This is a genomic window from Deltaproteobacteria bacterium (assembly GCA_016930875.1).
GTDB lineage: Bacteria > Desulfobacterota > Desulfobacteria > Desulfobacterales.
Genome location: JAFGFW010000153.1, coordinates 1 through 13,338, shown reverse-complemented (window position 1 = coordinate 13,338; position 13,338 = coordinate 1). Strand labels below are relative to the sequence as shown.

Below are 13,338 nucleotides of genomic sequence, written 5' to 3'. Positions count from 1 at the left end.
GATTTATGTCAAGAATTCTAAAGAGTAACAAGCTGTTATCCTTTTATCACCCCCAGCGGTTTCAACCTGGCCACCTTCTTCCCGATCCCTGCGTTGTGGACTACGTTCACTACACTGCTTACGTCCTTATAGGCCTCAGGTATCTCCTCCGCAAGGGTTCCCTTGCCGGCGCTTCGAACATAGATGCCCTTGTCCTCAAGCTCCCTGACAATAGCCCGTCCTTTGGCCACCTTTTTGGCCTGGTGCCTGCTGAGGAGTCTGCCGGCCCCGTGGCAGGTGCTGCCAAAGGTCTCTTTCATGGCTGTGTCGGTGCCCACAAGAACATAGGAATACCGGCCCATGTCTCCTGGAATCAAGACGGGTTGGCCGACCTCTTTGTAGTCCTGTGGGATAAACGGGGATTGGGGGGGGAACGCCCTGGTGGCTCCCTTGCGGTGAACACATAGTTGCTTTTGTCTCCCATCCACCTCATGAGTTTCGATTTTCGCCATATTGTGGCAGACATCATACACAAGACTGAGCCCGAGTTCTCCTGGTCCCATTTGGAGCACGTCCTGAATGGTCTCCTGCACCCAGTAAGCAATGAGCTGACGATTGCAGAAAGCAAAATTAGCCGCGCAGGCCATGGCCGCAAGGTACTGACTGCTTTCCTTGGAGGAGAGAGGTGCGCAGCAAAGCTGTCTGTCGGGCAGATCTATCTTATACTTGCCCGAGGCCTTCAGCATTAGCTTGATATAATCATCGCAGACCTGGTGGCCTAGGCCCCGCGAGCCGGTATGCACGATCACTGTGACCTGACCTTTGTGCAAGGATAAAGCCTCGGCAACAGTTTCGTCGTAGATCTCTTCCACAAAGCCCACTTCCACAAAGTGGTTTCCTGAACCCAGGGTTCCCAACTGGTTCTTGCCCCTATTAAGGGCTCTTTCAGAGACATGTTCAGGGTTGGCGCCCATGATGCACCCCCCCTCTTCAATATGGTCGAGGTCCTTTGCGCTTCCATACCCGCAAGAAACCGTCCATTTGGCCCCTTTTACAAGAACATCGTTCATTTGTCTGGCAGAGAGCTTCAGATCCTTGCGCCGGGACCCCACACCACAAGGAATATTTCTGAACAATGCGTTCACAAGCCCTGGGATGTGGTCCTTAATGTCTCCCGCATCCAGACGGGAACAAAGTAGTCGCACACCACAGTTGATATCGTAACCAACTCCTCCTGGGGAGACGATGCCATTTTCCATGTCAAAGGCTGCAACCCCGCCAATCGGAAATCCGTATCCCCAGTGAATGTCGGGCATGGCCATGGAGCGACCTACGATCCCTGGAAGGCAGGCTACATTGGCCACCTGTTCAAGGCTTGCATCCTTTTTGATTGTAGCCAACATGGTCTCATCCGTATAGACAAGCCCTTGGGTTCTCATTTTTCCCGTCTTTGGGATAAGCCATCGAAAATCATCAAGTTTTTCTACCGCGATATCTCTTGGCATAAGAATTACCTCTCTGTTGAGGGAGGAGTTATACTACCTTCTACGTATTCTCACAGGTCGACAATGACCTGGGTTTCCCACATACCGTCATTCTTTCTCACATAGAGTTTGTGATACGTGACCGCCTTGATACCGGTTCTAATTTCATGTCGTGCCGGGTCCATGAATTCCCCGCAAACCGTTGCTCGCAGGTAGTCCTCTTCTATCCTCTTGATTTCAAACAGGTTTAGCAGCAGGCCCTCTGTATCGAACAGATAAAGGAGTTCGCTTAGCCAACTGACCATTAAGGCGTCAAAGCCAGGCGCTTCTACCTCTACAATCCGTTCCTCTTTCGGCCGAATAGTTTCGAGGGATACCAAGACTTCAAACAGGGCCTCGGCTGCGTTGGCAAACAACAACTCAGGGCTTGTGCCGTAAGCTCTGAACCCCAGGTCTGCTGTGTGTTCTATGTATTCGTATTTGGGGGGCACTGCGCTGTGTTCCTCTTGCAGGGACTTCAAGCGTCTTGCCTGTTTTCCGTACGTATAGCACGACTTACAAGGCTGTTCCAAGCGCTTTGATCGGCTCGCACCAGGTACTCACCGAAAACTCATCTCGCCAGCGGAGATCGGCGGGTGGTGCAAAATTCTCTTGACAAGCGTGGGGGTTGTATATAAATTATTTTTTTTATCTCCTTGCTCCGGTCGAGATCGGGGCTACTAACATCCAAAAGGAGGACATGTCAAAAGTGAGAAGGTATGAAACTACGGTTATCGTAAACCCCGCTCTTTCCCAGGAAGAACGCCAGTCCGTTTTAGACAAGCTCACGAATCTCATTTCAGATGCCCAGGGCCTTCTCGTCAAATTTGATGAATGGGGCGAAAAAAGGCTTGCCTATGAAATCAAGAAAGAGACCCGCGGATATTATGTCCTTACGGAATTCTGCGGGGGTGGGTCTCTGGTTAAAGAACTCGAAAGGAACTTGCGCCTGGATGATCGAGCCTTGAAGTACATGACGGTCTGCATAGACAAGGAAGTCGATCCGGAACGAGTGAAGGCCGAGATCGAGGCGGCCGCAAAGGAAGAGGAGGAATCAAAGCCTGAACCAGTGCAGGAGGTAGCAGCAGGCGAGGCTCAAGAGGAGGCTCCAGCAGAGGAGACTCAGCCAGGGGAGACTCCACCGGAAGAGACATCTGAGCCCACCACTGGTGAAACCGAGGGGCAGGAGAACCAGGAACAAGCAAACGAAGAGGAGGAGCCCGCAAATGGCAGTGTATAGGCAGAGAAGGCAGAAGCGCAGGGTGTTTCGCAGGAGAAAAATTTGCCGGTTTTGCGCAGACAGCAGCTTTGTCGTTGATTATAAGAATCCTCGAACCCTCAGGCTCTTTACGACAGAGAGGGGCAAGATTATCCCGAGGCGAATATCCGGCAATTGTGCCAAACACCAGCGCCAGCTCACGACGGCCATAAAAAGGGCAAGGACTATTGCGCTGATGCCATACGCAGCCACCCTGAGCCTTTACTGATAGTGTGGCTCACCCCTTCGGCTCAGCAAGAAGGCTATCCGAGAACGGCTATTTCCTGCAATCTCTGCGTCAGGCCTGTGCGTGTCCGCACGCAGACAGGTCAGGCTCATCCGCCGGAGGCGGACTCAAAATACTCAATGTATTCCTCTGGTTAATCCGCCGGGGGCGGATCGCCTTCCTTGACCTTGCAAAAAATCTCTCATTCTCGGACAGCCTCCAAGCCTCATGAGTTTGGGGAACCAACCGGCTTGACGTGTTCAACAAGAAGGATAGTCCACTGTGAGCCATATCACCCATAACGAGCCACACAAGGAATTGCTCATGGCCACCGCAATCACCACTCTGATTGCTCTGGCCGGTTTGTATATTCCGGTTGTGGGGCTCCTTTTCAGCGTGTTTGTTCCCCTTCCCATCCTTTTCTACCGGTCAAGACTGGGTCGCCCACGGGGGGTGCTCATCCTCGTTGCCGTTACCCTCATCGTTGCCTCTGCGATGCGCTGGCGTTCCGTGACCTCCACTGTGTGTTTTTTCGAACTGGGCCTTATAGGGCTCATTCTGTCCGAGATGTTTGAGATGGATCTCTCCCTGGAGAAAACAGTGGCAGTAACCACGGGTGTTATTCTGGGAACCGGAGCCGTGATATTGGCGCTATATGGCCTGATTTCGGCTGAAAGCCTCTGGGACCAGATATCTAATTATCTGCACGGGAACCTTGAACTGGCCCTGAGCATATACAGAGAAATGGACGTATCTGAAGAAAAAATCGGCATCCTTGCTCAGTCTATGGAAGGCATCCTTTACGTTATGCTTCGCATCATGCCCGCCATCGTCATAGTCTCGACCCTCCTTGTGGTCTGGAGCAACCTCTTGCTGGCCCGCCCGCTTTTGAAGAGCAGAAAGCTGTTCTGCCCGGACTTTGGCGCCCTCAATAAATGGAAAGCGCCCGAACCCCTGGTCTGGCTGGTCATCTTGTCCGGCATTCTGGTTCTCCTTCCCCACAAAGGCTTCAAGCTCTTTGGAGCTAACGGTCTGATTATCATGATGACGATATACTTCTTCCAGGGTATTGCCATCGTCTCTTTCTATTTCGAGAAAAAACAATTTCCAAAAATACTCAGGGGCATCCTGTACGGCCTCATAGCAATCCAGCAGTTTGTTCTTCTGCTGGTTATTGCAGCGGGCTTTTTTGATGTGTGGATCGATTTCAGGCGAATGAAAAAAGGAGCGAATGACAAAAATGAAAGTAATTCTCAGAGAGACTATTGAATCGCTCGGCACCGTTGGAGATGAGGTAACGGTGGCCAACGGTTACGCCAGGAATTACCTTTTCCCACAAAAAAAGGCAGTCCTGGCTACGGCTGCAAACAGCAAACTGCTTGAAAGAGAGAAAAAGCAGTTGGAACTCAAGACTGTCAAAAACCTAAGCAAGGCTGAAGCCATGGCCAAGACGATCCAGGGAGCCATATGCACTATTGCCGCCAAGGTCTCTGAAGATGATAAGCTCTACGGTTCGGTTTCAACGCGAGATATTGAGCATCAACTGAAGGCTCAAGGCTTTGAGGTGGATAGAAAAACGATCCTGCTCTCTGAACCTATCAAGACGCTTGGATCATATATCGTACCTGTTCAACTCCATCCCGACGTCAACCCAGAGATCACGGTTAAGGTGGTTGCAGAAGAATAGGTCCTATGAGCACTAATGATCCCTGGTTGCAGAAGGTTCCACCTCACAACGCTGAGGCGGAACAATCCATTCTGAGCGCCATTCTGATCGACAACAGAACACTGCCTGAAGTCCTGGAAATTCTTTGCGAGCAGGACTTTTACCGTGAGGTCCATAGCAAGATATTCAAGGGCATGGTGGAACTCTTTGAGAGAAACGAACCGGCCGATCTGGTGACCCTTACAAACTTGCTGAAAGAACAGGGACAGCTTGAATCGGTTGGTGGTGCGTCCTATCTGGCTGAGCTCGTGGACACGGTGCCGATGGCCGTCAACGCCTCCCACCACGCCAAGATCATCAAAGAAAAAGCCACCCTGAGACGTCTTATAGAGCGGTCCGCGGCTATCACCACCCGGTGCTTTGAAGACAGAGGCGATGTGGAAGAGGTCCTCGATTTTGCCGAGCGTAGCATATTTGACGTCTCGGAAAACAAGGTCAAGCCATCTTTTTTCGCTCTGAAAGACATCCTGACAGATACGTACAAAGCCGTAGAGGAGGCCTACGCAAACAAGGTCCTAGTCACCGGGGTGCCCACCGGATTTCAAGATCTCGACCAGAAAACCTCTGGATTTCAGCCAGCCGAGCTCATTGTGATTGCAGGCCGTCCAAGCATGGGCAAGACCGCTCTCGCACTGAACATCGCGCGTAATGCGAGCCTTCAAACAGGAGAACCTGCGGCAATCTTCTCGCTGGAGATGTCAAAAGAGCAACTTTCCTTGCGCATGCTCTCAGCCGAAGCCAGTGTCGACTCAGCGCGCATGCGTGGTGGGTTCTTGAGTCAAACAGACCTGGCGCGAATTAACCGGGCTGCCGGGGCGCTTTACGATATCCCCATCTTTATCGATGATTCACCATTGATTTCTGCCTTGGAAATACGGGCCAAGGCCCGCCGCATGAAGATGGAAAAAGGCCTTTGCCTCATCACCATTGACTATCTGCAGCTTATGAAGGGACGGGCCTCTGCCGAACGCCGAGAATTGGAGATATCTGAAATTTCAAGGTCGCTCAAAGCATTGGCAAAGGAACTCAACATCCCGGTGATTGCGTTGTCCCAGCTTAATCGTAAGGTGGAGGAGCGAACCAATAAGCGACCAGTGTTGTCTGATCTTCGTGAGTCCGGAGCTATTGAGCAGGATGCAGATGTCATAATATTTATCTATCGTGACAAGGTCTATAATAAGGACCTGGACCCGTCCAGGATGCTGCTTGCTGAACTCATCGTGGCCAAACAGCGAAATGGCCCCATCGGAACTGTGAACCTTACCTTTTTGGAAGAGTACACCAGGTTTGAGGATTGGACGGCGGCAGTAGAATCCGCAGTGACCTAGGAATCGAATAATCAAAGTTCATGGACATATTGGCGGATTGAAGGCAGACCAGGTTCGCCGTCTGACTAATCTTTATCGTCGGAAAACTCCGCCTGCTTATATCGTCTCGCCGGAGCTCTCCAAGGCCATTTGTCAGCTTTCTTTTGAGATCCGCCGTCAGATCGGCATCCTGCTCGATCGCCACGGGCGGACTGCCTATGTCATGGTCGGCACCCACCAGCAGATTGTGATCCCGAATCTGGAAAAATATCGCTCCGGCGGAGGGCGACTAAAGGGTCTTCGCTGTGTGCATACTCATCTCCAAAATGAGCCCCTGACACAGGATGATCTCATGGATTTGGCCCTTCTCAACCTCGACCTTATGGCTGCCATAACGATCGATGCCCAGGGGTACCCGCTTCGGGTCCATGCCGCCCACCTCCTTCCGGAAGGCAGAAATGGGGCAAACTGGGAAATCCTTTCCCCTCTTGGATCAGGGGAGCTTGACATAGATTGCGAGGGCCTTATCCGGTCCCTTGAATCTGAATTTGCCCGCAAAGCACGGGCTCAGAAGCTAAAAGGAAAATGGGATCAGGCCGTTCTTGTGAGTGTTACCACAGCCCCTAAACGTGTGGCGCAAGACTCCATGGCAGAACTCCGGGAGCTTGCAGAGTCCTGTCAGATTGCGGTTATCGACACTGTCATTCAACACCGACAGCGGGTAGATCCTCGCTTTCTCATGGGCCAGGGAAAGCTTAGCGAGCTGGTTATTCTGGCGCTACAAAAAGGCGTGGATCTTCTGATTTTCGATCAAGAGCTGAACCCCTCCCAGATCCGCTCTATTACGGATCTAATAGAACTGAAGGTTATAGACCGAACGCAACTAATCCTGGATATTTTTGCCCAGCGGGCCCAGAGCCGCGAGGGAAAAATCCAGGTGGAGCTGGCTCAGCTCAAATACCTCCTCCCTCGGCTTCTTGGAAAGGGCACGGCCATGTCTCGCCTCGCTGGTGGTATTGGCGGCAGGGGTCCGGGTGAGACCAAATTGGAGATTGACCGACGACGCGTTCGAAATCGCATAGCCCGCCTGGAGAAGTCCCTTGCGTCCATCCAGAAACAACGGGCTCAGCGGCGGGCCAAGCGGAACAAGAAAGGGTTGCCGATCATATCCATCATTGGATATACCAACGCGGGCAAGTCCACACTTTTAAATACCCTTACCCGCAGTTCAGTGCTGGCCGAAAGCAGGCTGTTTGCTACACTGGACCCGACAAGCCGCAGAAAGAGGCTCCCAAAGGAGGCCGAGGTCATTATTACCGATACGGTGGGGTTCATCCGAGAACTCCCTCAGGAATTGATAACAGCTTTTCGTGCCACCCTTGAAGAACTTGAAGACGCTGACCTTCTCATCCATGTCATCGATATAAGCAATGCGAGATTTCCCCACCAGATAGAATCTGTAGAACGGATCCTCGAAAACCTTCGTTTGGACAGCATCCCTGTGCTCACGGTCCTTAACAAACAAGACCTCATCGACCCTTTGGCCGTAAAAAGGCTCACACGCAGGTGGCGCGGTATCCCCATCTCGGCAAATGACGAGCACACGCTTGCCCCCCTTCTTGACAGGATAGAGGAATACATCCGTCGCGTGAAAAGAAGTGCCAACCGGTCCTCACCCGCAAAAGCCCTGTGAGACACCGGCCTGAGCAGCAGTTCTGTTTCCAGCGCTCAAGAAACAACCTCTTTTTTGTGCCAGGCCCTAAGAAAGGCACAAAGTTTGCTTGTACGATATGGTTGGCGTGTGACCCCGGCAAAGAGCTGCGATTATCTTTGGATTGTTCGGCCGAATTTTCGACAACGCGTTGGAAAGGCTTGACAACAGATGTGTCCATTGCTAACAGATCGCTCTGACGACTCGGCCCCTTGCCTTAATTACGGTAGGGGGTTTTTCACAAAAGGCGTGCCAGAAAAATCAGGTAAGGATGATATGAGGCCATATTTCAAAGAAGTGCTGTTGGTACTTGTTGTTTGCGCGCTCACTGCTTGTTCGTCAGCTTCGAAGAAAACCCCTTTTCAAAACGCAGCAGTCAATGACACGTCGGATGTCCGGCTGGCATCCTCTCAAGACCAGGCAACTGATCCGTCGGCTGGGTCCATGGATACGGAAACAACCGCGGAGTCAGCATCCCTTCCTGGCAGCGCTGCTGCGGACACTGCAGCCGACCCAATGGAAATGAACCCTCAGGCGTCCTCCACGGCCGGCCTATCTGCTGAGACCGATGAACCAAAAGATGCTCAGCCAATCCTGGATGAGGCGCTGGAGTTTTGTCAGGCTTCGCAGGATTTTTGGGGGAAAGGGGATTTTGACAATGCCGTTGCCTCACTCGATCAAGCCTACAACTTGATCTTGCAGGCCGATACCAACAAGAAGCCGAAGTTGATCCAACAGAAAGAGGATATCCGGTTTATGATCTGCAAGCGAATGCTTGAGATCTATGCCTCCCAGCGCACAGTGGTCAACGGAAACCACAATGCCATTCCGATGGTCATGAATCGACATGTCCAGAAGGAGATCAAGCTGTTCCAGGGCCCAGAAAGAAAATTTTTTCTCAGTTCCTATGAACGCTCCGGCAGACACCGCTTTGAGATCCTCAAAGCCCTGGAGGAGGCAGGACTTCCAAAGGAGCTTTCCTGGCTTCCACTGATAGAAAGCGGGTTTAAGGTCAAGGCGCTGTCCAGGGCACGGGCCCTTGGTCTCTGGCAATTCATACCGTCCACAGGCTACAAGTTTGGTCTCAGCCGGGACCAATGGATAGACGAGCGAATGGACATTGGCAAGTCTACCAAGGCGGCTATTTCCTATCTTCAAGAGCTTCACAAGATATTCGGAGACTGGAGCACAGTGCTGGCAGCTTACAACTGTGGTGAATTCAGGGTTCTTAGGGTCATCCGCAATCAAAACATCAAGTATCTCGACAACTTCTGGGATCTTTTTGAAAGGCTCCCCTGGGAAACGGCCCGATATGTCCCCCGGTTCCTTGCAGTCCTCTATATCCTAAATGACCCGCAGAAATACGGCTTCGATCTCCAGCCCCCAGACCCGCCTCTTTCTTATGAGTTGGTTACTGTGCCCAAACAGGTTCATTTGAAGGACATCGCCAAGGCTCTGGGCGTCCAAAGTAAAAACATCGAGATGCTTAACCCGGAACTCCGCTACAAGGTGACCCCGCCTTCATCTTATGAGCTTAAGGTGCCTGCGGAGAAGGGTTCGATATTGAGCGCAAAGCTCGACGACATCCCGGTGTATACGCCGCCCAGGAGACTCTATGAATATCATCGGGTCCGGCGAGGCGAGACACTGTCACATCTGGCGCGCCGCTACCGAACTAGTGTCCGCGCCATTATGCAGGCTAACAACCTGCGAAGACAAAACTACCTCAGAGTTGGACAGAAGCTCAAGATCCCTACAAGATGGAAAGGACGCTCGTACGCCATAGCGAGCCAGGCTGCCCGCGCAGACACGACAAAACCCCTTCGGCACCGCGTCAAAAGGGGTGACTCTCTGTGGCTGTTGGCTCGAGCGTATAGAACCAACATCCAGGAAATCATACGGCTAAACAACCTGAAGAGCACCCGGCTCCATATCGGCCAGACACTCATTATCCGCAAGGGTACAAATGTGGAAAAAACACAGGAAGGCACCAACTCTTACCTGGTTAAACGGGGAGATACTCCATATCAGATCGCCATGCTTCACAATATGAAACTGGAACGGTTCCTCCGCATCAATGACCTGACACCGAGGTCGATGATATACCCGGGCCAGTCATTGTTGGTCGACCAAAAAGGATAGCAGCAAATCGACGCCTTACTCAACCGTCTTTCTAAGCTCCCTGATCTTTTCAAGAGTATCCCCGTAAACGTTGCTTTTCGAAGGATTCAGTTCCAGGGCCTTTAGGGCAAGGCCTTCTGCCTCATTGAGATTTTTTTCTTTCACGTAGTAAAGCCATGCAAGGTTGTTATAGGCATCAGCATTGAAGGCTTCTTTTCTTATTGCCAGTTTGTAATATTGTTCCGCTTCATTGAACTCATTATTGTGAAAATGGGCATTGCCAAGATAAAGATAAGCAACAGGAAGCTGCTTGGCCGCCAATTCATATTCTTTTATGGCATTGCCAAACTCACCATTTTTCTCATAGGCCACTCCCAAATCTAAGTGTTCCTCAGGAGTGAGGGGGTCTTCAAGCACGACGATCCTTGGAAAGGCACAACCAGAAAGAACCAGCAGTAAGCAAAAGCTGAGCGCCAAGAAAGGGGATGCTTTGTGACTCACATTTGGCATGTTGTTCAATCTTCGGGGGTTATCAGCATCGTCCAGCGCTTTGTTCTTTTCCAGGACTTAATGAAGTCCTGGAAAGATATGAATCTAAGCCGCTCTGTTCCTGAATTTGCAAGAATTCCATTTTCATTGTAGCCGACAACAACCATAAAATGGCCCTGCTGATATACCCAGAAACCATAGTCAACTAAGACTATTACAGGGTAGCCCAAATCAATATTACGCTTAACATCTTCAACGCTGCCCTTATACTGCCTGGCTTTAAAACCTTTCTTCCTGGCGTAAAAGACGATATCCACATCAAGTGTTCCCTTTGCTGACTTACTATAAATATCACCCGCAATATCTTCAGTAGAGACACCCAAGCGCCAGTAGTTCAGAACGCCTGCCAGTGCGGCAGGACCACACTGGTATGCTTGCTGCGGATAAAACGGCACGTTTTCTATGACATGGAATCTGGTTTCCCTGGAATCAGGAGTTGGGGCACACGAGACAAGCAAAAGCAGGATCAGAAGGAATATACGCAGCCATCCCCGAGCCCAAGCGGATTTATTAAGTGGCAAGATAAGCTTGCTGCAAATAATACGGAAGGGAGCGAAATGAGCGTTTTGCAACGTCAGCACTATCTGTTTTGAATAACAACTTTTTTCCCTGAAACATGAAGCCAAAGTCCGATCAGTATTCCTATGAGAAGAAGCACTACAATGACCTCGAATCCTCCGCCGCCTATCTTGATTTCGTCAAGCCTCAGGGCGAACTGATGGATCTCTTGATCATTGAGCCGGCCAAGTCTCGCTTTGATTTCGTCAGACGAAAAACCGAATTGTTCAAGCCTTTTCCCTATCATCTTTGTCTCAAGAATCTTTTGAATCTTCTGAAGGTCAGAAGTCCTGTCAGCCTGGGAAAGAGCGATCACCTCTGATGGGGAGAGACCCGCGTCAACCCTCGGGGCAACCCCTATAATGAACATCGCCAAAACAAGATACCACGACACACATTTTGCAAACGGTCTTGACATGTTGTCACACTCCTTTCGGTTGCCTGCCGGACCGCAAGTTCCAGTGGGACCCGGCCTTGTATTTTAGTCCAGAGTATCGCCGTATCTATCAGGAAACACCGTCCATGTCAATCGGTTGACTTAGGAAAAAATTTCCACGTAGGAGGGCGCTGATATGCGTAGTGATTCCTGCTCTCGGGTTTGTATCCAACCCCCGTAGCAAGGGTACATGAAGTGACTTAACTGTGTAATATAAAGCAGTTGCACATCGTGCTTGCCGCAAACTGCCCAATTAAGGACATAAACTTCTTGGTCCGGTCCGTAGTTGAAGCTTTTGGCACAGTATTTGAGTAGTGATGTAAAAGGGTGGCAAGGGTAAGGTCTATTCGACTTGGTCAAGAATATGATGGTGGGGGATTATGAAACAATGAGGGTGTCAACCAAGATCACGGTGTGTGCGATGGTGATGGTATTTTGCGTCGCTGGTTGTGCGTGTACGTATCAGCGCAATGTCCTTCTAAAGCCTGCCGGCCTGCCAGAACACATCTACGAAGCTCCTCTCCATGATGATTACACCTCGTGCCAAGTGGCTGTCTTTAGCTTCAGGGAGCCCCCTTATGCAGGGGGTGTGGGAAGAGTTGCCTGTGAATCTTTATATGAGGAGTTGCTCAGAAACTCTGTATTTACAAGTGTGTCACTTGAATCAGATGTTTCGGATATCCGTTTGGAGAACTTGATGGACATAGCCCGAAGCAAGCACTACGATCTGATCATAACAGGAGATTTGCTATACTATTTCGAAGGCGGTCTTCATCAGGCGTCACGCGTTGACGAGCGCATTCGGGTAATCCAGGTTGGCACAAACAAGACCCTTTGGTATGCTAAAGCAGTCGACATCGGCCCCCCTGCCCCCTATACGGACTACATCGTTGCACTGGGCCGCGGCGCACCGGCACCCTCGACCAGGACACTCCTTAAGAGAAATGCGGAGAAGTTCTGCAAGATGTTCCTCAATCAGCCCTTGGAAGAGCTTTATGAGACCGCTCAAAAGGATGAAGAAATCAGCGAAGAGGGCCGCCAACAGCTACTGACAGACAAAAAACATGACATGGGGAATCGGTTCTTTGAAGTCACGTTCGAACCAGAGGAAGGCGTAGTTAAGCCACAATGATCTCGTCAACAGATCGCTTCGGGACATGGTGAACATCCTTGCTGTCCCGCCAGTACTTGATATCTCCATCAGGCCCCACAGTGTCAATCACCACTTTCTCCTTGGGTTTGCCAATGGCAAGGACCAGCAGGATCTCAAGGTGCCCCGGGATGGCCAGGGCGTCGCGGAGTTCCTTTCGCTTGACAGCGCCGACCATGCATCCCCCCAGGCCCTTTTCCGTGGCGCCAAGGAGAATCGTCTGGCTTGCAATGCCGTGATCACAACCGAATGATTTGGAGATAATTGTATCGCCCAAGACGATGATGTAGGCAGACGGTCTCTCGCCTTCTGGGGGCCCAGGCCAGTCCTTCAGATATCCGGCCCATGCAAGGTGTTTGAAAATGAGGGCATTCTTTTCAGGGTCGCAGGAGAGAATATACTTCAGGGGTTGCAAGTTAGCGGCCGAAGCACAGTGGCGGGTAAGGCCTACAAGCTCTTCCAGGGCTTGACGCTCTATTGAGAAGTCCTGGTAAAACCTCCGATAACTACGATTCTTGCCAACAAGATCAACAATCATTCCCACCTCCTTGAGTCTTTTTTTCAGCGGAGTTATGTCTCACATCCCAGTTGAATGTCAAGACAAAGCTGATCTTCTGTTACATGTCGAGAGCACGTTTGATACGCTGTACTTCTTCTCAAGTTTTTCAGTCGTAACATGTTAAAGTCCAAGGGGAGCATGAGGGACATTATTGACTAGCTTGACTTAGCCTTTCATTCTCCTTGTGATCGCTTTGGAGATGGCAGATGTAGAAACCCCGAGCTGTCGGGCTGCT

Annotated in this window: 14 protein-coding genes; 8 read left to right on the top strand and 6 right to left on the bottom strand. The window is 50.9% G+C overall.

Going from position 1 to position 13,338, the window contains the following annotated elements:
* Positions 1 to 35: 35 nt before the first annotated feature.
* Positions 36 to 1,484, bottom strand: coding sequence for an RtcB family protein (locus tag JW883_13070; GenBank protein ID MBN1843197.1), 1,449 nt, complete (start codon positions 1,482 to 1,484; stop codon positions 36 to 38).
* A 50-nt stretch (positions 1,485 to 1,534) separates the two neighbouring features.
* Positions 1,535 to 1,984: an archease gene (locus JW883_13065; protein ID MBN1843196.1), complete on the bottom strand. Its 450-nt coding sequence runs from the start codon at positions 1,982 to 1,984 to the stop codon at positions 1,535 to 1,537.
* 218 nt (positions 1,985 to 2,202) lie between these two features.
* Here JW883_13065 and rpsF point away from each other — a divergent pair, with 218 nt between their 5' ends.
* The 7 genes from rpsF (at position 2,203) to JW883_13030 (ending at position 9,872) form a co-directional block, all read left to right on the top strand.
* A complete protein-coding gene (rpsF, locus tag JW883_13060; GenBank protein ID MBN1843195.1) occupies positions 2,203 to 2,742 on the top strand; it encodes a 30S ribosomal protein S6 in 540 nt (179 codons plus the stop codon).
* On the top strand, positions 2,729 to 2,989 hold the full coding sequence (locus tag JW883_13055; protein ID MBN1843194.1) for a 30S ribosomal protein S18: 261 nt from the start codon (positions 2,729 to 2,731) through the stop codon (positions 2,987 to 2,989). The genes rpsF and JW883_13055 overlap by 14 nt, the downstream gene beginning before the upstream one ends.
* 279 nt (positions 2,990 to 3,268) lie before the next feature.
* A complete protein-coding gene (locus tag JW883_13050; protein ID MBN1843193.1) occupies positions 3,269 to 4,255 on the top strand; it encodes a YybS family protein in 987 nt (328 codons plus the stop codon).
* Positions 4,227 to 4,673: a 50S ribosomal protein L9 gene (locus JW883_13045; protein ID MBN1843192.1), complete on the top strand. Its 447-nt coding sequence runs from the start codon at positions 4,227 to 4,229 to the stop codon at positions 4,671 to 4,673. The genes JW883_13050 and JW883_13045 overlap by 29 nt, the downstream gene beginning before the upstream one ends.
* Before the next feature lie 5 nt (positions 4,674 to 4,678).
* Complete coding sequence (gene dnaB, locus JW883_13040) at positions 4,679 to 6,040, top strand: replicative DNA helicase (GenBank protein MBN1843191.1); 1,362 nt, start codon at positions 4,679 to 4,681, stop codon at positions 6,038 to 6,040.
* Positions 6,041 to 6,047: 7 nt separating this feature from the next.
* Positions 6,048 to 7,712: a GTPase HflX gene (gene hflX, locus JW883_13035; protein ID MBN1843190.1), complete on the top strand. Its 1,665-nt coding sequence runs from the start codon at positions 6,048 to 6,050 to the stop codon at positions 7,710 to 7,712.
* Between the two features lie 294 nt (positions 7,713 to 8,006).
* Entirely contained in the window at positions 8,007 to 9,872 is a 1,866-nt protein-coding gene (locus JW883_13030) for a LysM peptidoglycan-binding domain-containing protein (protein ID MBN1843189.1), read from the top strand.
* Positions 9,873 to 9,887: 15 nt separating this feature from the next.
* Here the strand turns inward: JW883_13030 and JW883_13025 are convergent, their stop codons facing one another.
* The 3 genes from JW883_13025 to JW883_13015 form a co-directional block, all read right to left on the bottom strand.
* Positions 9,888 to 10,361, bottom strand: coding sequence for a tetratricopeptide repeat protein (locus JW883_13025; GenBank protein MBN1843188.1), 474 nt, complete (start codon positions 10,359 to 10,361; stop codon positions 9,888 to 9,890).
* A 5-nt stretch (positions 10,362 to 10,366) separates the two neighbouring features.
* On the bottom strand, positions 10,367 to 10,858 hold the full coding sequence (locus JW883_13020; protein ID MBN1843187.1) for a peptidase C39 family protein: 492 nt from the start codon (positions 10,856 to 10,858) through the stop codon (positions 10,367 to 10,369).
* Positions 10,859 to 10,980: 122 nt separating this feature from the next.
* Positions 10,981 to 11,376, bottom strand: coding sequence for a PA2779 family protein (locus tag JW883_13015; protein MBN1843186.1), 396 nt, complete (start codon positions 11,374 to 11,376; stop codon positions 10,981 to 10,983).
* Between the two features lie 406 nt (positions 11,377 to 11,782).
* Here JW883_13015 and JW883_13010 point away from each other — a divergent pair, with 406 nt between their 5' ends.
* Entirely contained in the window at positions 11,783 to 12,526 is a 744-nt protein-coding gene (locus JW883_13010) for a hypothetical protein (GenBank protein MBN1843185.1), read from the top strand.
* Here the strand turns inward: JW883_13010 and JW883_13005 are convergent.
* Positions 12,513 to 13,082 (bottom strand): nitroreductase family protein, encoded by a 570-nt coding sequence (locus JW883_13005; protein MBN1843184.1) that lies wholly within the window; start codon positions 13,080 to 13,082, stop codon positions 12,513 to 12,515. The genes JW883_13010 and JW883_13005 overlap by 14 nt on opposite strands.
* Positions 13,083 to 13,338 lie beyond the last annotated feature (256 nt).

Coding starts and splice junctions, on each gene's coding strand:
- JW883_13070 (MBN1843197.1), bottom strand. CDS start 1,484: ATGCCAAGAGATATCGCGGTAGAAAAACTTGATGATTTTCGATGGCTT.
- rpsF (MBN1843195.1), top strand. CDS start 2,203: ATGTCAAAAGTGAGAAGGTATGAAACTACGGTTATCGTAAACCCCGCT.
- JW883_13055 (MBN1843194.1), top strand. CDS start 2,729: ATGGCAGTGTATAGGCAGAGAAGGCAGAAGCGCAGGGTGTTTCGCAGG.
- JW883_13045 (MBN1843192.1), top strand. CDS start 4,227: ATGAAAGTAATTCTCAGAGAGACTATTGAATCGCTCGGCACCGTTGGA.
- dnaB (MBN1843191.1), top strand. CDS start 4,679: ATGAGCACTAATGATCCCTGGTTGCAGAAGGTTCCACCTCACAACGCT.
- JW883_13030 (MBN1843189.1), top strand. CDS start 8,007: ATGAGGCCATATTTCAAAGAAGTGCTGTTGGTACTTGTTGTTTGCGCG.
- JW883_13025 (MBN1843188.1), bottom strand. CDS start 10,361: ATGCCAAATGTGAGTCACAAAGCATCCCCTTTCTTGGCGCTCAGCTTT.
- JW883_13015 (MBN1843186.1), bottom strand. CDS start 11,376: ATGTCAAGACCGTTTGCAAAATGTGTGTCGTGGTATCTTGTTTTGGCG.
- JW883_13010 (MBN1843185.1), top strand. CDS start 11,783: ATGAGGGTGTCAACCAAGATCACGGTGTGTGCGATGGTGATGGTATTT.
- JW883_13005 (MBN1843184.1), bottom strand. CDS start 13,082: ATGATTGTTGATCTTGTTGGCAAGAATCGTAGTTATCGGAGGTTTTAC.